Genomic DNA, 19,593 nt, shown 5'->3' with positions numbered 1-19,593 from the left:
CCAGCATGACCCATCACGCCCCGTCCGCGCTGCTGTCCGCAGCCTTACAAGCCGCCGAACGCGGCTGGCACGTCTTCCCGCTCCACCCCGGAGCCAAGCGCCCCGCCCTCCACGGCGAGAGCGCCTGCCCCCGCACCGGCCCCTGCACCACCGGCCACCTGAAGTGGGAGCAGCGCGCCACCACCGACCCCGACCGCATCCGCGCCGCCTGGTCCACCGGAGCATGGAACATCGGCCTGGCCACCGGCCCATCCGGGCTTGTCATCATCGACCTCGACAGGCCCAAGCCCAACAGCAGCACGGACACGCCTTGCGGCGTGACGACCTTCACGGCGCTCTGCGAGCGCGCCGGACACCCGGTGCCCCGCACCCGCACGATCCGGACCGCGAGCGGCGGCCAACACCTGTACTTCTCCGCCCCCGCCGCCGCCCGCCTCCACAACACCGCCGGAACCCTCGCACCCCTCGTCGACACCAGGGCTTGGGGCGGATACGTCGTCGCCACCGGCAGCATCATCAACGGTCACCGCTATGCCGTCGACGGCCCCGCCCTCATCAACCCCCTGCCCGGATGGCTCCGGCAGACCCTTATGCCCGCACATCCGAAACCGTCCACCCCGGCACCCGGTGCTGCTCCCGCGCCTCTGCGGGTCCACAGGTACGCCGAAACCGCCTTCCAGCGCGAGCGGGAGACCGTCAGGGCCGCGCTGGAAGGCCGGCGGAACGCCACCCTGCTCGCGTCCGTACGGGCCGTGGGCCGGTTCGTGGCGTGGGGAGACCTTCCCCGCCACGTCGTCGAAGCGGCTTTTCAGGAGGCGGGCGAGACCGCGGGGCTCGCTCCGGCCGAGTGCCGCGCCACCATCGCCAGCGCCCTGGACTGGTCCATCCGCACCTGCCGGCCACGACCGGAGACAGCATGACCACCCGGCCCGACCCCCTCCTGAAAAGCCTGCCCAACCCGCGCCAGCCTCGCCGAACCAGCCCGGCCCACATGAGCGATGAGGCGCCGAAAGTCGTCGCCGAAGGCGTCCCCACTGCTGTTCGTCCTGACCTGCACACGGGCACCGTGTCCGGCATTCAGCCCGGTCTCCACGTGCGAGGCCTCGACTACGGCGAAGTCCCCGAAGCGGACTGGCTGTGCGCCTGCGGCCACCACGAACGCGCCCGGGGCCGCCGAGCCGTCCTCGAACTGAACACCCGCGCCACCGTCGGCAAATGCCCCCACACCACTACCCAGACCAGGAGGACCGCCGCATGACCGCGACGCCCACCCCACCCATCGACGGCGCCGCCCTCCTCGACGAGGTGGAAGCCTTCCACCGCCGGTTCAACGTGTTCCCCACCGAACACGCCTACGTCGCCGTAGCCCTGTGGGACGCACACGCCCACCTGATGGACGCCCTCGACGGCACCGCCCGCATCGCCTTCCTCAGCCCCGAACCCGGCTCCGGGAAGTCACGAGCCCTGGAGATCATCGAAACCCTCACCCCCCGCGCGGCAACGACCGTGAACGCCTCCGCGAACGCCCTGTTCCGACTCGTCTCCGCAGACGAGGGAACACCCACCCTCCTCTTCGACGAGATCGACACCGTTTTCGGCCCCAAGGCCGGCGGCAACGAGGAAGTCCGCGGCTTCCTCAACTCCGGCTACCGGCGCGGCGCCAAGTCCCTGCGCTGCGTCGGCGACGGATCCGAGCAGAAGGCAGCGTTCTTCCCCTCGTTCTGCGCGGTCGCCATGGCCGGACTCGGCTCCCTGCCCGACACGATCCTGACCAGGTCAGTCATCATCCGCATGCGGAAGAAGGCCCCCAACGAGAAGTGCGAGCCCTACCGGCGCCGCGTCCACGAGAAGCAAGGCCACATCCTCCGGGACCGGCTCGCCGACTGGACCGCCACCCTCCACGACCAGGTCGCCGAAGCCTGGCCCGACATGCCCGAGGGCGTCACCGACCGGCCGGCGGACGTGTGGGAACCGCTCCTCGCGGTCGCGGACGCGGCCGGAGGGCACTGGCCGACCCGGGCCCGCGCGGCGTGCATCGAGCTCATCAAGTCCGCGGCCAGCAACGACGAAGCCTCCCTCGGGGTGCGACTGCTGACCGACCTGCGCGACAAGGTGTTCTGCGGCGTCGACAAGATGCCCACCGCCGCCATCCTCGAAGTCCTCCTCTCCCTCGACGACGCGCCCTGGGACGACCTCAGCGAGGACGGACAGGCCATCAAGCCGCTCACCGCCCGACGGCTCTCCAAGCTCCTGAGCCAGTACGTGCGGCCCGACAACACCCCGATCAAGCCCAAGGGCATCCGGGTAGGCAGCACCACCCCCAAGGGCTACTACGCCGAAGACCTCACCGACGCGTGGAACCGCTACTGCCGCCCCACCCCCCAGGAATCCGCAACATCCGCAACATCCGCAACACCGCAGGTCAACGCGGGTGAATCTGTGGCGGAAAACCCCTCCGGGACCCGCCACATGTTCGCCGAATCCGCCACACCCACCCTCCGCAGCGTGGTCTGACACCACCCGCCCGATACATGCCGCCGCGCCCGCGCGCGGCGGCACCTATCCGCAACAGAAACGGCATCCGCCACAGATTCAGGCCGCTGACCTGCAATGTTGCGGCGTGGCGGATGTTGCGGATCCCCCAGAGCGAAGAAGCGACACCCTCTCGAAGAGGAGTAGCACCATGGCCCGCCCTCAGATGCTCAAGCTCCCCGATGTCCTCGCCGAACTCAACATGAGCCGCGCCGCCTTCTATCGCCTGCGTGCCCGAGGCCTCGCCCCCAAGCTCATCAAGCTCCCCAACCACCAGGTGCGCGTACGCCGCGCCGACCTTGACGCCTGGCTCGCCAGGTACGAGGAAGCCGCCTGAGTGCGCACCGACGAGATCCGAGAGGGCCCGCCAAGGCGGGCCCTCTCTTCATGGAGAGACATGCTCACCTTCGAAGTCGTCATCTGGTCCATCCGGCAGCGCAAAGGCCGGCCGAAGCCCTGGGAAGTCCGCTGGCGCGTCGGAGCCGAGGGGCACTCGAAGAGCTTCCCACTCAAACCGCAGGCAGACGGCCGCCGCTCGCAGCTCATGGCCGCTCTACGGGCGGGGCAGCAATTCGACGAGGAGACCGGGCTTCCAGAAAAGGAGCTTGCCGCCCTCGCGATGCCGACATGGATCGAGCATGCCAGGGCGTACGCCTTGATGAAGTGGCCGGGGGCGGCAGCGAAACACCGGGCGAGCATCGCGGAATCCCTGGCGGTCGTAACGCCTGTGTTTACCGCCAGCACCGGCGGCACCCGCCCTGATGCCCGAGTGCTCCGGAATGCCCTCTACCAGTGGGCATTCCGAGCCGTGGACGGCCCGAAGGGTCAGCTCATCTCGCGGGGCGAGGCCGAAGAGCCCCCTGACGACATCCGGAGGGCGCTGGAGTGGGTGGGGCGGCACTCAATGCGGGTGGACGAAGCAGCGAAGCCGGAGCATGTCCGCGCGGCGCTGACGGCCCTTTCCAGGCTTCTGAACGGGAAGCCTGCGGCGGAGAACACCGCGAACCGGAAGCGCATGGTGCTGAGCAACGCCTTCCGGTACGCGGTGGAGGAGCGAGCGCTCCTCACTCGTCACCCGTTCCTGTCGGTGGACTGGGCGGCTCCTAAGACCTCAGACGAAGTCGACTTCCGTTGGGTGCCCGGTCCTCGGCTCGCTCGGGCGCTGCTCGCCTCCGTGGCGGAGCAGAGCGACCGTGGCGAACATCTGGAGGCGTTCTACGGGGCCGTCTACTACGTGGCGACGCGCCCGGGTGAGGCCGTGGCGCTGCGGGAGTCGGATTTCGTCCTGCCCCCGGAGACCGAGCCGGAGGCGTGGGGGGAAGTGCTGGTGTCGGAGAGTCATCCCGAGGTTGGGGGCGGCTGGACCGACAGCGGGAAGTCTCACGACGAACGCGGCCTGAAGCACCGGGCGCGGAAGGCCGTACGCGCCGTCCCTGTACCGCCGGTCTACGTCCGCATGGTCCGCTCCCATATCGAGCGCTTCGGTGTCGCCCCGGACGGCAGGTTGTTCCGGGCGGCACGTGGCGGTCGCCTCACGTCTAACGAGTACTCCGAGGTCTGGAGCAAGGCCCGCAAGACCGTGCTCAGCGAACAGGAGCTGCGTACCCCGCTCGCGGACGTCCCCTACGCACTGCGGCACGCCGCGATCTCGCTGTGGATCAAGTCCGGCATGGATCCGGTGGAGGCCGCCTCCCGCGCCGGCCACAGCCTCGCAGTGCTCTACCGGTTCTACGCCAAGCTCCTCAAGGGCGGATCGGCAGCGGCCAACCGGCTCGTTGAGCTGGGGCTTCGCGCCGAGGAGTAGGACCGATCCTGGCCCGCGCATGGCCCACACGCCCTGGTCAGCATCGGGAATCAGGGGCACGGGGTGAGACAAGGTGAACGCAGAGGGCGGGCCTCCGTACCGGAGACCCGCCCTCTGACCTGCTACTTCTCTGACCTGCTGCGGTGGGTGTGGGATTTGAACCCACGGTGACTCGCGCCACGACGGTTTTCAAGACCGTTCCCTTAGGCCGCTCGGGCAACCCACCCCGCTTCGTAGCCGGGCCCGGTGGCCGGACCGGCTCGATGCGTGGGACAGCCTAGCCGGTCAGCTGTCGCCCTTGCGCTCGCCCAGGGTGAGTTCGGCCGTCGCCGTCTTCCCGTCGCGCTTGTAGGTCAGCGTGACCTTGTCGCCCGGCTTGTGGGTCCAGATCTCGCCGATCAGCGTCGGGCCGCTCTCGACCGCCGTGTCGTTGAACTTGGTGATCACGTCACCGGCCTTCAGCCCCGCCTCGGCCGCGGGGCCGTTCGGAGTGACGGCGGGGGTGCCGCCCGCGCCCTCGTCCGAGATGACGGCGCCGCCGGTCTTCTCCTCCATCGTCACCGTCGCGCCGATCACCGGGTAGACGGGCTGGCCCGTCTTGATCAGCTGTTCGGCGACGTTCTTCGCCTGGTTGACCGGGATGGCGAAGCCGAGGCCGATCGAGCCGGCCTGGGACTGGCCGACACCGCCACCGCTGGTGGACTGGATGGCGGAGTTGATGCCGATGACCGCGCCGCCGGCGTCCAGGAGCGGGCCGCCCGAGTTGCCCGGGTTGATCGAGGCGTCGGTCTGCAGGGCACTCATGTACGAGTTCTTGTTGCTGGACCCGTCACCGGAGGCGACCGGCCGGTTCTTCGCGCTGATGATGCCCGTGGTGACCGTGTTGGAGAGGCCGAAGGGCGCTCCGATCGCGATGGTCGAGTCGCCCACCGCGACCTTGTCGGAGTCGCCCAGGGCCAGCGGGGTCAGTCCGTCCGGGGCGTTCTTCAGCTTCAGCACGGCCACGTCGTAACCCTGCGCCCGGCCGACCACCTCGGCGTCGTACTTCTTGCCGTTGGAGAACGTCGCCGTCAGCTGGCCGCTGTCAGCCGCGGAGGCCACCACGTGGTTGTTCGTGAGGATGTGGCCCTCCTTGTCGTACACGAAGCCGGTGCCCGTGCCGCCCTCACCGTCGCCGGACTGCGCGTCGATCGTGACCACGCTGGGCAGCGCGCCGGCCGCGACGCCCGCGACCGTGCCCGCCTCGCGCTTGAAGTCCTTGGGGCTGTTGGAGGCGGCGACGGTGGTCGACCCGGAGGAGCTGGAGTCGTTGCTGTCCGCGGCCCAGTAGCCGAGGGCTCCGCCGACGCCGCCCGCGACCAGGGCTGCCACCGCCACGGCGGCGACCAGGCCGCTCGCGCGGCGCTTGCGCGGGGGCTCGGGCTCCGAGGGCACCGGGGCTCCCCAGACCGGGGGGCTGCCGCCGTCGGCGTACGAGGGGACGGTGGGAGGGGGCGGCGGCCAGGCGGCCGAGTCTGCCGGAGGCTGCTGCGGCGACGGCGGCGCATACGGGTGCTGCTCGTGCCCGGCGGCGTACGGGTCGGTCCCGTCCTGGTGCGTGGCGCCCGGAATCCGGGCCGTCGGCGCGTCCGCGGGTGCGGCAGGCGGGGCCTCCGGCGCGGGCGGGCCTCCCTGCGGGATGCCCTCAGGAGCGGCAGCCGGCACGGGAGGTGCGGGCGGTACGGACGGAACCGCGGTGCCCTCGTTGCCCTCGTTCTCGGTGCTCACAGCTCTTTACTCCTCGGTTCCACTCGGCATTCGGCAAGAGATCCGCTGTGCACGTGTCTGCAGTCAGCTTTTCCCACAGCACGTCAGGCCACTGTAAGCAGGACCTGTGCATCCGCACACCAATCTTTACATCAGGCAAAACGGTCCTACACGACAAGGTGTCAGCACCCGACGCGTCCCGGTGACACGATGTCGCGGTGACCCACGCACGCCTACCCTCCGAACAGCCTCCCATCCAGGTCATCGCCCACCGCGGAGCCTCGGACGACGCCCCCGAGCACACCCTGGCCGCGTACCGGAAGGCCGTCGAGGACGGCGCCGACGCCCTGGAGTGCGATGTTCGCCTCACGGCGGACGGACAGCTCGTCTGCGTGCACGACCGCAGGGTGAACCGCACGTCGAACGGCAGGGGCGCCGTCTCCGCACTGGAACTGGCCGATCTCGCCGCCCTCGACTTCGGATCCTGGAAGGACCACGAGGAGTCCCCGGACTGGGATCCGGTGCCCGGCGAGCTCACGTCCGTACTCACGCTAGAACGCCTGCTCGAGCTCGCCCACGACGTCCGGGCGGCCGGCCGGCCGCTCCAGCTGGCCATCGAGACCAAGCACCCCACGCGCTGGGCCGGCCAGGTCGAGGAGCGGTTGTTCCAGCTGCTCAAGCGCTTCGGCCTGGACGCCCCGCCGGCGGACGGGCCGTCTCCGGTACGCGTGATGAGTTTCTCCGCGCGCTCCCTGTACCGCGTCAGGGCCGCGGCCCCCACCCTGCCCACCGTCTTCCTGATGCAGTTCGTCTCACCGAGGCTGCGCGACGGACGGCTGCCCGCCGGGGCCCGCATCGCCGGCCCGGGGATGCGGATCGTACGCAATCACCCCGGGTACATCGAGCGGTTGCACCGGGCGGGGCACCGGGTGCACGTGTGGACCGTGAACGAGCCGGAGGACGTCGAGCTCTGCGTGCGCCTCGGGGTGGAAGCAATCATCACGAACCGTCCCAAACAGGTTCTGTCACAACTTGGCCGCTCTTAACATCAGTTACCGGGGGTGCACCGGCGCATTCACTCCGCAATCGATCGTTACGAGTGCATCACTGACAGGGCTTTGGCCGGTTTCCGGCGCAGTCCAGGAGGGCATCCAATCCGTGGCGTGGGACAAAGGAGGTCTCGGGGGTGGCGTTTGTGGTGGCACAGGAAGTGCCGACGTCGTCGAGCATGGCTGTACCCCATGGCCCTGCGGGCGTGGGGCAGGCGCGGCACCGTATGCGCGAGCAACTGCGCAGCAACGGGGTCTCGGACACCGTGGTCGACGACGCTGTACTGATCCTTTCCGAACTCCTCAGCAATGCCTGTCGGCACGGAAGGCCGCTGGGGCAGCACTCCGAGGTGGGTGACGGCGACATCCGCGCCGCGTGGCGCGTGGACGGAGAAGGGGACCTGACCGTCGAGGTCACGGACGGCGGCGGACCGACCAGGCCGGTCCCGGCCACCCCGTCGGTCACCGCGCGCGGCGGGCGCGGGCTCAACATCATCAGCGCCCTCGCCCAGAAGTGGGGCGTACGGGACGACACGGCCGGCGAGGTCACCGTCTGGGCGCTGGTCTCCACGGATCACGGTCACAGCGGTTTCGCGACGGCGTCCGCGTCCCGCGGGATGCCGGCACGCCGCGACCGGTCCGGGCTGACGGGGCTGGACCGGCTGCACGGACTGGGTGGCTTCGGTTCGCTCGACGGACTGGAGCTCGCCGCTGCTCTCGACGCCTTCGACGACGCGGGCTGAGAACGGTACGGGGCGCGGCACCGCGGGGCGGGCCGCGAGGGTGCCGCGACAGGTGTGCCCGGGCAGTGACAGGGACGGCTAGGCTCGCGCCCGAGACCGCACTGTCGCAATCGGGAGAACGCCCACCATGGCCAAGAAGCGCCCTCAGTCCAAGGCCGGGAAGCCGCAGCTCAAGGACGGTGAAATCCCGGTCGTAGGGGCCCGCGAGCCCTGCCCGTGCGGTTCGGGCCGCCGTTACAAGGCGTGTCACGGACGCGCCGCCGCCCACGCCGTGACCGAGCTGGTCCAGCGCCCCTTCGAGGGAATCTCCGGCGAGTGCGACTGGATCGCCCTGCGCGAGCTGGTCCCCGCCGCCACCGTCGAGCTGACGCTGAAGGGCGGCCTCCCCGAGGGCGTGCCGTCCGTGTCGCTCGCGACCGTGCTGCCGATGGCCTGGCCGGCGCTGCGCCGTGACGACGGCTCCGTCCTGCTCGCCCTCCAGAACGACACCTCGTCCGGAGACCTCAGCCGCGATCTCGCGGACACTCTCCAGCGCGCGCTGGAGGCGGAGCCCGGTTCGCCGGTCACCGCCCGCCGGGTGCCCGCCGACGGCCCGCGGCTCCAGGACGTCCTCGACCCCGCCGCCGCGTTCGAGCCGGTCGTGCACTCCGGCTTCGAGTTCTGGGTCCCGGACGCTTCGAGCGCGACGGCGGAGGTGTCCGCCTCCCTGGAGCGCGCCAACGCGGCGGCCATCCCCACCACCCGGCTCTCCGGCGTGGATGCCGCCTACTGGTGCGAGACGCCTGAGAAGAACCACCTGCGGTGGGTCATGCCGCACCCCGAGGAGCAGCTCCTCGACGCCCTCGCCCGGCTGCACGCGGCGGGCGTCTCCTCGCTCGGCGAAGGGACCCGCCTGGTGGGCTCGTTCCGCGCCCACGGGCTGATGGTCCCGGTCTGGGACCTGCCGAGCGCGATGGGTGCCGAGGAGTGCGAGAAGCCCGCGGCGCAGTTCGCGGAGCGGCTCTCCGAGGCCCTCGGATCAGATGCTCCGCTCACGGCCGAGGAGCGCAGGGCGCGCGGCGGGCTCACCAACCGCCAAGTGACGCTCAGCTGACAGTGACGAGAGCCGGGGCGCGATGGTGACCCCCGTCACAACTCGCCGTACCCGTCGGTAAATAGCTGTCCGAATAGGCGAGATCGAATTTGCTCACGGCAGATCTCTTGTTACGGTTCTGGAAGTCCGGTCGCTGGTGCATCCCCCGTCGCCAGCGGCCGGACGTCCTCGTTTCCGGGCCCGGAGGGCCGGGGCGCACGCCGGAGCATGCAGCTCCTCGGCGACCTGCGGCGACCGGCAGGCACGCACCCTGCCTCCCGCCCTCCCGCATCCGTCCGCCCCAGGTCCCCACCCCGGCAGCTCCCGATGTGCGGGACCTTTCCGTTCCGCTCCTGAGCAGCGCCCGCACCGGGCCTCCGGCCCTGCGGGGCGTTCGCTTTCGGACAGAAAATCCAGGATGCCCGGCGGTCGGACGGAATGGCGCGCGGCACCCGGGAAACATTCACACCGGCAGCACCGCGTGCACCGTTTCCGCAATCTGCGGAAAGGGCCGTCAGAAAGCCTGCGGCCACCGGATATACCGGGCGGGAATTGCGCCCGCTCGGCACACCGCCCGCCCGTCCACGCGGAAACCGGGCGGCCCCACACCCCTGAACGAGTGAGCCGCCCGCCGTTCCCGCGTCACCGCACCGCCGCGCCCGCTCAGTAGGCGAGGCGGCTGCCGCCGTCCGGAGCCCCGTTGCTCGCCTCGACGAGCGCGTCCAGGACCGATTCCACATCCGGGAGCCACGGCACGGCGCTCCCGGTCTCCGGCGCGCGCTCCCAGCGCACCTGCCCCGTACCCACCTCGGACGGAGGCAGGACGAGGTAGCCGCCCTCCCCGTGGAACCGCAGGGAGCTGGGAACCCGGTCCTTGGCGTGCAGCAGTTCGCCGAGCCGCTCCAGGGTGTAGGGGGCGACCATCAGCGACCACCTGGTGGGGGTCGCCACCACGGGACCGAGCCGCAGCCCCATGGCGTCGAGCGCGGTCAGCGCCCGCGCCCCGGCCACGGCCGGGAGGCTCAGCGCGCAGGGCGCCTGGCCGCCGGTGGCGAGGAGGACGGGTGCGGTGGGCCGGTTGGTCCACCACCAGCGCACCATGCGTGCGTCGGTGGTCGCCGCGAGGAGACCGGGATCGAAGGGATGTGCGCCGGGTACGGCGCACTCGGGGTCGGGACAGGCGCAGCCGCGGCCGCGTTCGCCGCGTACGGCTCCCGTCGCCAGCCCTGCTCCGGGGAGCACGGGCCACTTCCGGACGGTCGCACAGATCAGTGCCGCGTCGAGCTGGGCGGAACTTCCCTTGCGCCGGGGCCGGTGCCTGCGTCGCCTTCCGAGGATCTCGCGCATGAGCGCTCGTTCCTTTCCGTTGAACGCCGAGGTCCACATCACACCACGTGCTCGTTACACCACGTGTGCGTCTCTTCGCTGTGCGTGCCCGCTCATCGGGTCTGCGGTACGGATGGATGGTCGGTACCGAGCGTGAGCCGAGCCGAGCAGAGTGGAACCGAACAGAATGGAGCTGAGCCGAGTCGAACCGGGTTGAGCCGAGCCGAGTCCAGTCGATACGACGCACGGTCCGCGTGCGCACCGCGCGTGCCGAACCTTGTGCAACCCCGCCACTCGGGCGGTGGGCGGGCGGGCGTCAACAGTGTGGACGCCCGGGCTCGCTGTCGGGTTCCGGGGCGGTGGCAACTGCCCCTGGCCATCCACGATTACGTACCCAGCATGCCCGGAATGACGCTCCCTCCGGCATTTCACCCCGAGGGCGCCCCCTGTCGAGCGCACCCAGTCGATCGCAAAAAGCGGTCCGGGGGTGCATTTTTCAGCCAAGTTCTCGCTCTCACGGCGCCATAAATACCGTAAGGACAATGCTGGACATCACCTTACTTGTGCGTGTAGATGTGGGTGCGTGTACCTGTGGCTGCGCCGATACCGGCGCAGAACGACATGGGGGTTTGCGATGCTATTCGACACAACGCACCGGTCGGAAAGCCGCTTGCCATGAGCGCCCCCCACCTTCCGAAAGTGGCTGGAATCGATCCCATGGTTCCCGTTTCAACGCACACTGCCGCGCCCACGGAAGGTGCGCTCCCCCTACCGGGGGCCTTCCTCCAGGACCGGCTGGCCGGCTGGGTCTCCGACCTCACCACCCTGCACGAACTGACCGAACGGCTGGCCGGGACCAGCACCCTGGACAGCGCCCTCCACGAGCTCCTGGGCGCCGGAGCCGCCCTCGTGGGAGCGGGCCGGGGGCTCCTCGTCCTCGAACCCGCCGACGGTGGTGGGCCCTCCCGGACGATCGGGCTCGGTCTCGCCCACGCCGAACTGGGACACATCGAGACGGTCCCGCGCAGCGCCACCGCCCACGGCCGCTTCCTCGACGGCCTCCCGGACACCGACACCCCCCTGGCCAGCCCCGACATCCTCGGCGACACCGGCCTCGACCCCCGCTGCCGCGAAGTCGCCGCACAGCTCGGATACGCCGCCAGCTACACACAGCCCCTCGCCACCGGAACCGCCGGCCGGCTCGGTGCGGCCGTCTGGCTGTACGACGAACCGGCCGAGCCCCTGGAACGCCAGTGCCATCTCGTCGGGGTGTACGCCCGCTACGCCGCCGAACATCTGGCCCGCCTGCTCGAGCTGGAACGCGTCAGGGCGGACGCCGCCGCCATCGCCGAGGAGCTCCTCCCCAGCAGGCTGCCCCGGATCCCCGGAGTACGGCTGGCAGCACGCCACCGGGCCGCACCCGCGGGAGGCGGCGACTGGTACGACGCGCTGCCCCTCCCGGACAACGCGCTCGGCCTGGCGGTCGGCTCGGTCGGCGGCTCCGGGCCGACCGCCCTGGCCGCCATGGGCCGGCTCCGCGCCGGACTGCGCGCCTACGCCGTGATGGAGGGCGAGGACCCCGTCGCCGTACTCTCCGACCTCGAACTCCTGCTGCGGCTGACCGAGCCGGCCCGAGCGGCTACCGCCCTCTTCGCGTACTGCGAGCCGGACCGGCGCACGATCGTGCTGGCGGGAGCGGGGCACACACCTCCGCTGGTGACCGGCGACCGGCGCACCGAGTTCGTGGAGACCACACTTTCCGCGCCGCTGGGCATGCTCTCCTGCTGGGAGGCGCCGAGCGTGGAATTCACGCCCCGCCCCGGCGAAACGGTGCTGTTCTACACCGACGGGCTGCTCCGCCGCACCGGCGACACCATGGACCGGGCGTTCGCGCGCCTGCACTCGGCCGCCGCCGGTGTGCCGAAGGTCCTGCGGCAGGACCCCGGGGCGGTCGCCGACCACATCCTGAGGGCCGTCCTGCCCGACGGTCCGGACGGGAGCGACGGCACCGAGGACATCGTCCTGCTGGCCGCGCGCTTCGACTGAGGGCCACCGTCCGCCGGCGCCGGACGGCGAGAGGTCTTCCGGCACCGGGCCCCCTTCCGCACGCCCGTACGATGGAGAGGGTCCAGTGTCGTACAAGGAGGACATAACGTGTCTGAGGAGCTCGCCCCGGAGACCCCGGAAACAGCAGAGACAGAGCCGATCAAGCAGCGGAAGAACGGCCTGTACCCGGGCATTTCCGATGAGCTCGCCGAGAGCATGAAATCCGGCTGGGCCGACACGGAGCTGCACGGCCTGGAGCCGATCGCCCAGGCCCCGTACACCGCCGCCCGCCGCGCCGCGCTCTCCGCGCGCTTCCCCGGCGAGCGGCTCGTCGTTCCCGCGGGCAACCTGAAGACCCGCTCCAACGACACCGAGTACGCCTTCCGCGCCTCCACCGAGTACGCCTACCTCACCGGCGACCTGACCCAGGACAGCGTCCTGGTGATGGAGCCGGCCGACGGCGGGCACGAGGCGACGGTCTACCTGCTGCCCCGCTCCGACCGCGAGAACGGCGAGTTCTGGCTCGACGGCCAGGGCGAGCTGTGGGTCGGCCGCCGCAACTCCCTGACCGAGGCCGAGCAGCTCCTCGGCATCCCGGCGAAGGACGTCCGCGAGCTCGCCTCCGCACTGGCCGAGGCCACCGGCCCGGTGCGCGTCGTCCGCGGTCACGACGCGGGCATCGAGGCCGCTCTCACCGACAAGGTGACCGCGGAGCGCGACGAGGAGCTGCGCGTCTTCCTCTCCGAGGCCCGTCTGGTCAAGGACGCCTTCGAGGTCGCCGAGCTGCAGAAGGCCTGCGACGCCACGGCGCGCGGCTTCGAGGACGTCGTGAAGGTCCTCGACAGGGCCGAGGCCACCAGCGAGCGCTACATCGAGGGCACGTTCTTCCTCCGCGCCCGTGTCGACGGCAACGACATCGGCTACGGCTCGATCTGCGCCGCGGGCCCGCACGCCACCACGCTGCACTGGGTCCGCAACGACGGCGCCGTCCGCTCCGGCGAACTGCTGCTGCTCGACGCGGGGGTGGAGACCACCGAGCTCTACACCGCCGACGTGACACGGACGCTGCCCATCAACGGCACGTTCTCACCGCTGCAGCGCAAGATCTACGACGCGGTCTACGAGGCCCAGGAGGCCGGCATCGCGGCCGTGAAGCCCGGAGCCGCCTTCCGGGACTTCCACGACGCCGCGCAGCGGGTCCTCGCCCAGAAGCTGGTCGAGTGGGGCCTGCTGGGCGACCTGTCCGTGGAGAAGGTCCTGGAGCTCGGCCTCCAGCGCCGCTGGACGCTGCACGGCACCGGCCACATGCTCGGCATGGACGTCCACGACTGCGCCGCCGCCCGTACGGAGTCGTACGTGAACGGCACCCTGGAACCCGGGGTCTGCCTCACGGTCGAGCCCGGACTGTACTTCCAGGCCGACGACCTGACCGTGCCCGAGGAGTACCGGGGCATCGGCGTCCGGATCGAGGACGACATCCTCGTGACCGAGGACGGCAACCGGAACCTGTCCGCCACGCTGCCGCGCCGGGCCGACGACGTCGAGGCCTGGATGGCCCGGCTCAAGGGCTGACACGGCCGGCGCGGAGGACCGTGCCCCGTGCGCCGGAGGGCGTGCCGCTCAGGACACCATGAGCAGCGCGCCCTCCCGCCATTTCAGGATCTTGTCGAAGCTCACCACCGCTCCACGCCCCGGCCGGTTGCCGAAGTGGACGTGATCGGCGAGCTCCTCGATCAGACAGAGTCCGCGGCCGCTCTCCGACGTGGCGGGAGGGTGCACCGCGGTGCGCGCGTGCGAAGGGTCGCCCACCGGCTGACCGGCGGACGGCTGCGGATCCGACGGATGCCCGGCGGATGGCTGTGCGACGGTGCGAAGCGTGCGCCGTGAAGGGAAACCGGGTCCCGAGTCGGCGACTTCGATACGGCATTTCTCGCCGTCCAGATAGGCGGTGACCCGGTACTGCCCGCAGGCGTGACCGGGCTGCCCGCCGTGTGCGGGGGCGATGTCCGTGCCTCCGGCCCCACCCACGTCCCTGCGGTCGCCGCCGTGTTCGACGGCGTTCGCACAGGCTTCACTGAGTGCGACGGAGAGGTCGTAGGAGATGTCCGGGTCCACCCCCGCGGTCTCCATGGTGCCGAGCAGGAACCGACGGGCGAGCGGAACGCTCGCAGCTTCGCGCCGCAAATGGAGTGACCACCACATGCTCATGCTCCAGCCTCCTGGCTGCGGCTCGACATACCGTTACGTATTGCCGCGACAAGAGCTTCGTAAGCACGGATCCGCCGTGACAGCGCTCATTCGGCGGATGTGGACACTCCGTTCGCCGGTGTAGGCCCGGCCCGGGTGCGGGTGCCGGAGCACCCATGAACAGGTGCAACACCCCCTGATCACTCCCTGATGGGGACGGATGCCGACCTTCCGGACCTGCCGTACGGAGACCGGGGGCCCAGTGGGATGATGACCCGGCCATGTCTATGTCTGTCGCACGCGCCGGAGCCGGTATGCGGCTTTTGAGGACCGCGGTGTTCACCGCGGTCTGTGTCGTGCTCGCCGCGGCCGGACATGGGCTCGCCGCGGGGGTGGGTGTGTCCGGGTGGACCCTGCCCGCGGGCTTCGCGGGGGTCTTCGCCGTCACGGCGGCGCTCGCCGGACGTGAGCGGACCCTTCTCTCGATCACCACCGCCCTCGCCGCCGGACAACTCGCCCTGCACGTCCTGTTCGGGCTCGGGCGGCACACGGCAGCCGCCGCGACGGGCTCCGGGGACGACTCCCTGATCCGCTTCGCCGCGAGCCTGGTGTGCGGTGCCGGACCGGCGCAGCTGACCGCCGGCGAGGCCCATCGCATCGTGAGCACCGCCGGCCTGGACCCGGCGGCCGTGGCCCAGGGACACACACACCTGGCCTCCGGAGCGGCAGCCGCCCACGACACCGCTTCCGCGGCCGGCCCTTCGGTCCTGGCGACGGTGATGTCCTGCCTGCCGAGCCTGCCCATGATCCTCGGGCACCTGCTCGCCGCGCTGGCCACCGGCTGGCTGCTCCGCCGCGGCGAGATCGCACTGTTCCGGCTGGCCAGGCTGTCGGCGCAGGGCGGCCGGCAGCTGGCGGCCGGGGCCCGGCTGCGCGCGCTGCGGGCGGCCATGGCCCTCGTACGCGCCCTGCGTGCGGGACTTCCGGGCCGGCCCACAACCGGACCCCGCACCCTCCGTAGCGCTGCGGACTCCGCCGCACCGACCACCGGGGACCCACTGCAGCACATGGTGATCAGGCGCGGGCCGCCGCCCGTATACGTACACGCAGCCTGACGCGACCCCTCCTCCGGGATTCCGGTGAAGAGGTGGTCGTGATGCCGTCGCGCCTCCGCGCGCCGGACCACCTTCTCGCGTGACCTGTGGAGTGATCCCTGCCATGAACCTTTCCCGTATCTCCCTCGTCGGCGGCGTCGCGGCGTCCACCGTCCTGCTGCTCGCCGGTACCGCCTCCGCGCACGTCAGCGTGCAGCCGCAGGGCGAGGCCGCCAAGGGCGGCTACGCCACCGTCAACTTCAAGGTCCCCAACGAACGCGACGACGCCTCCACCGTGAAGCTCGAGGTGAACTTCCCGACGGACCACCCGCTGGCGTCCGTCAGCCCGCAGCCGGTGGCCGGCTGGAAGATCGCCGTCACCAAGAGCAAGCTGGCCGAACCGCTGGACGTGCACGGGAAGAAGATCAACGAAGCCGTCTCCAAGGTCACCTGGACCGCGGACGGCAAGGGGATCGAGCCCGGCTTCTTCCAGCAGTTCCCGCTCTCGGTCGGACAGCTTCCCGAGGACGCCGACCAGCTCGTCTTCAAGGCGCTCCAGACCTACAGCAACAAGGAGGTCGTCCGCTGGATCGAGGAGCCCACCGAGGGCGGCGAAGAGCCCGAGAGCCCGGCTCCCGTCCTCGCGCTGACGGCCCCGGCCGCGGACGCCCACGGCGCGGCCGCGGACGAGAAGAGCGGCGAGACGGAGAAGGCGAAGGAGACGACAGCGTCCTCGGACGACTCGTCCTCGTCGAACAGCGACAGCACCGCCCGCGTCCTGGGCATCGTCGGCATCGTCGTCGGCATCGCGGGAGTCGGGTTCGGCGTGCTCGCCGGCCGACGCCGCAACGCCTGATCCCACCGGCTCCACCACCCGCATTCACAGATCAGGAATCAGCTCTCCATGCACAGCAAGAAGACGGTGCTGGCCGCGGCGTTCGCCGCCGTGGCCGCACTGACCCTGTCGGCGTGCGGCAACGGAGGGGACTCGGCGGACAACTCCGTCGCCGAGGTCTCCTCCGGGACCGGGTCCGAGCCCGCCACCGTGCTCGACCAGCCGTTCACCAAGCCGGACCTCGTGCTCACCGACACGCACGGCAAGAAGTACGACCTGCGTGAGAAGACCAAGGGCAAGCCGACGCTCATCTACTTCGGCTACACCAACTGCCCCGACGTGTGCCCGCTGACCATGAGCAACATCGCCGTAGCCAAGCGGGCCCTGCCCAAGGCCGACCAGGACAAGCTCCAGGTCGTCTTCGTCACGACGGACCCCGAGCGGGACACCCCGGCGTCCCTGGGCAGCTGGCTCAGGGCCCAGGATCCCGACTTCACCGGCCTCACCGGCGACTTCCCGACCATCCAGGCGGGAGCACGGCAGATCGGCATCGGCATCGACCCGCCGAAGAAGGAGAAGGACGGCACGGTCGTCTCGATGCACGGTGCCCAGGTCATCGCGTTCTCCCCGAAGACCGACCAGGGCTACGTGCTCTACAGCGAGGACACCACCGCCGAGGACTACACCGAGGACCTCCCCGAGCTCGTCAAGGGGGAGACCCCGTGAACCGCCGCACTGCCGTCGCCGGCGTCCTCGCCCTCACCACCGGGCTGGCGCTGACGGCGTGTTCCTCGGACAGCGTGCCGCGGCTGGAGGTGACGGGGGCCTTCATGCCGCAGCCCGTCAGCGACATGGCGGCCGGCTTCCTCCTCGTGAAGAACAGCGGCGACGCCACCGACCGGCTCACCTCGGTGACCAGCACCCTCTCCGACCACGTCTCCATCCATGAGACGAAGAACCGGACGATGCGCATGGTCACGTCGTTCGAGGTGCCCGCCGGTGGCGAGCTCGATCTCGAACGCGGCGGCAACCACATCATGTTCTCGGACCTGAAGCAGCAGCCCAAGCCGGGGGAGACGGTCTCCGTGGAGCTGCACTTCGAGAAGGCCGACCCCATCACGGTCGACATCCCCGTGAAGGAGACCACCTACAACCCGAAGAAGAGCTGAGGTACTGACACCCCATGACGGTCACCGCCCCGCACTCCGGGCCCTCCCCGATACGACGGCCGCACGCCGCGGTCGCGCTCCTCGCCGCGCTGATCAGCCTGCTGTTCGGCCTGGTGCTGGCCGGCGCGAGCCCCGCGTCCGCGCACGCCGCTCTCACCGGGAGCGACCCGCAGGACGGGGCGGTGGTCGCCACCGCACCCGAGGAGGTCACCCTCACCTTCTCCGAGCAGATCGCCATGAGCGACGACTCCATCCGGGTCCTGGACCCGACCGGGAAGCGGGCCGACGACGGCGCTCCCCGCGACCTGACGGGCGGTGGCGCCGTACGGTACGGCGTCCAGCTCCACAGCGGCCTCCCCGACGGCACCTACACCGTGGCCTGGCAGGCGGTCTCCGCGGACAGCCACCCGGTCTCCGGAGCCTTCACCTTCTCCGTCGGCGCCCCCTCGGAGACCACCGTCGCGCTGCCCTCGGGCGAAGCGGGCGGGGGCCTCGTGGGCGCGCTCTACGGCATCGCGCGCTACGCGGCCTACGCCGGATTCATCCTGCTCGCGGGTGGGTCGGCGTTCGTGCTCGCCTGCTGGCAGCGCGGGGCGGCGGCCCGGCCTCTGCAGCGTCTCGTCGTCCGCGGCTGGGTCACGCTCACCGCGGCCACGCTCGCCATGCTGCTCCTGCGCAGCCCGTACACCGGGTCCGGCAAGCTCGCGGACGCCTTCGACCTCGACGGCCTACAGGCCGTCCTCGACACCAAGCCGGGGGCCGCACTGGTCTCCCGGCTGTTGCTCCTGGGCGCCTCCGCGCTCTTCATCGCCGTCCTCTTCGGGGCGTACGCCAAGCGCGAGGACGAGAGGGAGAAGAAGGACCTCACCTTCGGGCTCGCGACCGGCGGAGCGGTCATCGCCGCGGGGATCGCCGGCACCTGGGCCCTGGCCGAGCACGCCTCGACGGGGATCCAGCCGGGCATCGCCATGCCCGTCGACGTGCTCCACCTGCTGGCCGTCGCCGGCTGGCTGGGCGGGCTCGCCGCACTGCTGGTCGCGCTGTACCGGACGCCGGACATCACGACTGGCGCGGTACGGCGGTTCTCGCGGATGGCGTTCGGCAGCGTGCTCGTCCTCACCGCCACCGGGCTCTACCAGTCATGGCGTCAGGTGGGTTCGTGGTCCGCGCTGACCGGTACCCGGTACGGGCAGCTGCTGCTCGTCAAGGTGGCGCTCGTCGCCGTACTCGTCGGGGTCGCGTGGGTATCGCGGCGGTGGACGGCTCGGCTGACCGAGCGCGCCGCCGAGCCCGGGGGCACCGCTGCTTCCGTGGACGCGACGGTAGCGACAGAAGCGGCAGGAACTGCAGAAACGGCGGTGGCCACGGAAGCGGCCGAACCGGCCGTCCTACCCGGCGAGGACGTGGATCCGGAGCGGGCCGCCCAGCTCTCCCGTCAGCGAGCCGCCCTGACGGCGACGGAGGAGAAGCGCGTCCGTGACGCCGATCCGGACCGCTCCGGACTGCGCCGGTCCGTGCTGGTGGAGACGGGCATCGCCGTGGTGCTGCTCGTCGTGACGACGATCCTGACGTCCACCGAACCCGGCCGCACCGAGGAGGAGGCCGCCCGCGGCAGCACCACCTCGGCCCCGGCGCCGGTGACCGGCGGGCAGGTGAATCTGAGCCTGCCCTTCGACACCGGCGGCTCGAACGGCAAGGGGACGGTACGCCTGGACATCTCGCCCGGCGGCACCGGTGCCAACAACGTGCACCTCTGGATCGACGGGCCGGACGAACGCCCCCTGGACGTACCCGAGGTGAAGCTCGCCTTCACCCTGGAGTCCAAGGACATCGGCCCGCTCCCGGTCCTCCCCGACCACCTCACCGAGGGGCACTGGACGGCCTCCGGCGTACAGATCCCGATGGCCGGCGACTGGAAGGTCGCCGTGACCGTGCGCACGTCGGACATCGACCAGACGACCATCGACAAGAACGTGAAGATCGGCTGAGC

General features: G+C 70.9%; 18 protein-coding genes and 1 tRNA gene. 15 read left to right on the top strand and 4 right to left on the bottom strand.

The window, feature by feature from the left end; all coding sequences use genetic code 11:
* Nucleotides 1-5 precede the first annotated feature (5 nt).
* From ACFUNE_RS17950 to ACFUNE_RS17930, 5 genes are all read left to right on the top strand, one after another.
* Nucleotides 6-920, top strand: a complete 915-nt coding sequence (locus ACFUNE_RS17950) for a bifunctional DNA primase/polymerase (RefSeq protein ID WP_383568296.1) — start codon at nt 6-8, stop codon at nt 918-920.
* Entirely contained in the window at nt 917-1,258 is a 342-nt protein-coding gene (locus ACFUNE_RS17945) for a hypothetical protein (protein ID WP_383568293.1), read from the top strand. Before ACFUNE_RS17950 ends, ACFUNE_RS17945 begins: the two co-directional genes overlap by 4 nt.
* Nucleotides 1,255-2,514 (top strand): DUF3631 domain-containing protein, encoded by a 1,260-nt coding sequence (locus ACFUNE_RS17940; RefSeq protein ID WP_383568290.1) that lies wholly within the window; start codon nt 1,255-1,257, stop codon nt 2,512-2,514. Before ACFUNE_RS17945 ends, ACFUNE_RS17940 begins: the two co-directional genes overlap by 4 nt.
* Nucleotides 2,515-2,683: 169 nt before the next feature.
* Nucleotides 2,684-2,869, top strand: a complete 186-nt coding sequence (locus tag ACFUNE_RS17935; protein ID WP_362035950.1) for a helix-turn-helix domain-containing protein — start codon at nt 2,684-2,686, stop codon at nt 2,867-2,869.
* Complete coding sequence (locus tag ACFUNE_RS17930) at nt 2,870-4,336, top strand: tyrosine-type recombinase/integrase (RefSeq protein WP_383568287.1); 1,467 nt, start codon at nt 2,870-2,872, stop codon at nt 4,334-4,336.
* A 141-nt stretch (nt 4,337-4,477) separates the two neighbouring features.
* On the opposite strand, the gene ACFUNE_RS17925 is transcribed toward ACFUNE_RS17930, so the two are convergent.
* Nucleotides 4,478-4,562: transfer RNA gene (locus ACFUNE_RS17925), tRNA-Ser, on the bottom strand.
* A gap of 59 nt (nt 4,563-4,621) precedes the next feature.
* Nucleotides 4,622-6,103, bottom strand: coding sequence for a S1C family serine protease (locus tag ACFUNE_RS17920; RefSeq protein WP_383568284.1), 1,482 nt, complete (start codon nt 6,101-6,103; stop codon nt 4,622-4,624).
* A gap of 197 nt (nt 6,104-6,300) precedes the next feature.
* Here ACFUNE_RS17920 and ACFUNE_RS17915 point away from each other — a divergent pair, with 197 nt between their 5' ends.
* The 3 genes from ACFUNE_RS17915 (at nt 6,301) to ACFUNE_RS17905 (ending at nt 8,967) form a co-directional block, all read left to right on the top strand.
* Complete coding sequence (locus ACFUNE_RS17915; protein ID WP_383568281.1) at nt 6,301-7,128, top strand: glycerophosphodiester phosphodiesterase; 828 nt, start codon at nt 6,301-6,303, stop codon at nt 7,126-7,128.
* A 140-nt stretch (nt 7,129-7,268) separates the two neighbouring features.
* Complete coding sequence (locus ACFUNE_RS17910) at nt 7,269-7,874, top strand: ATP-binding protein (RefSeq protein WP_383568278.1); 606 nt, start codon at nt 7,269-7,271, stop codon at nt 7,872-7,874.
* Between the two features lie 127 nt (nt 7,875-8,001).
* The gene (locus tag ACFUNE_RS17905) at nt 8,002-8,967 is read left to right on the top strand and encodes a DUF5926 family protein (RefSeq protein ID WP_383568275.1); all 966 of its coding nucleotides are present in this window, start codon (nt 8,002-8,004) and stop codon (nt 8,965-8,967) included.
* 642 nt (nt 8,968-9,609) lie between these two features.
* On the opposite strand, the gene ACFUNE_RS17900 is transcribed toward ACFUNE_RS17905, so the two are convergent.
* Nucleotides 9,610-10,293 carry a bifunctional DNA primase/polymerase gene (locus ACFUNE_RS17900; RefSeq protein WP_383568272.1) on the bottom strand — a complete coding sequence of 228 codons (684 nt, stop codon included), beginning with the start codon at nt 10,291-10,293 and terminating at the stop codon, nt 9,610-9,612.
* Between the two features lie 600 nt (nt 10,294-10,893).
* Between ACFUNE_RS17900 and ACFUNE_RS17895 the strand changes: the two genes are divergently transcribed.
* Nucleotides 10,894-12,318 (top strand): PP2C family protein-serine/threonine phosphatase, encoded by a 1,425-nt coding sequence (locus tag ACFUNE_RS17895; protein WP_383568269.1) that lies wholly within the window; start codon nt 10,894-10,896, stop codon nt 12,316-12,318.
* Nucleotides 12,319-12,426: 108 nt separating this feature from the next.
* Nucleotides 12,427-13,890, top strand: a complete 1,464-nt coding sequence (locus ACFUNE_RS17890; RefSeq protein WP_383568267.1) for an aminopeptidase P family protein — start codon at nt 12,427-12,429, stop codon at nt 13,888-13,890.
* 48 nt (nt 13,891-13,938) lie between these two features.
* Here the strand turns inward: ACFUNE_RS17890 and ACFUNE_RS17885 are convergent, their stop codons facing one another.
* Nucleotides 13,939-14,526, bottom strand: a complete 588-nt coding sequence (locus ACFUNE_RS17885; RefSeq protein ID WP_383568264.1) for an ATP-binding protein — start codon at nt 14,524-14,526, stop codon at nt 13,939-13,941.
* Between the two features lie 260 nt (nt 14,527-14,786).
* Here ACFUNE_RS17885 and ACFUNE_RS17880 point away from each other — a divergent pair, with 260 nt between their 5' ends.
* The 5 genes from ACFUNE_RS17880 to ACFUNE_RS17860 all read left to right on the top strand — a co-directional run bounded on the left by ACFUNE_RS17880 (nt 14,787) and on the right by ACFUNE_RS17860 (nt 19,591).
* Entirely contained in the window at nt 14,787-15,620 is an 834-nt protein-coding gene (locus ACFUNE_RS17880; protein ID WP_383568261.1) for a hypothetical protein, read from the top strand.
* 103 nt (nt 15,621-15,723) lie between these two features.
* Complete coding sequence (locus ACFUNE_RS17875) at nt 15,724-16,455, top strand: YcnI family protein (protein WP_383568258.1); 732 nt, start codon at nt 15,724-15,726, stop codon at nt 16,453-16,455.
* Between the two features lie 48 nt (nt 16,456-16,503).
* The gene (locus tag ACFUNE_RS17870) at nt 16,504-17,160 is read left to right on the top strand and encodes an SCO family protein (protein ID WP_383568256.1); all 657 of its coding nucleotides are present in this window, start codon (nt 16,504-16,506) and stop codon (nt 17,158-17,160) included.
* Entirely contained in the window at nt 17,157-17,603 is a 447-nt protein-coding gene (locus tag ACFUNE_RS17865) for a copper chaperone PCu(A)C (RefSeq protein WP_383568253.1), read from the top strand. Before ACFUNE_RS17870 ends, ACFUNE_RS17865 begins: the two co-directional genes overlap by 4 nt.
* 14 nt (nt 17,604-17,617) lie before the next feature.
* Nucleotides 17,618-19,591 carry a copper resistance CopC/CopD family protein gene (locus tag ACFUNE_RS17860; RefSeq protein WP_383568250.1) on the top strand — a complete coding sequence of 658 codons (1,974 nt, stop codon included), beginning with the start codon at nt 17,618-17,620 and terminating at the stop codon, nt 19,589-19,591.
* Nucleotides 19,592-19,593 lie beyond the last annotated feature (2 nt).

It is taken from the genome of Streptomyces sp. NPDC057287 (genome assembly GCF_042667905.1).
GTDB lineage: Bacteria > Actinomycetota > Actinomycetes > Streptomycetales > Streptomycetaceae > Streptomyces.
This window is presented reverse-complemented; position numbering and strand designations above follow the sequence as displayed.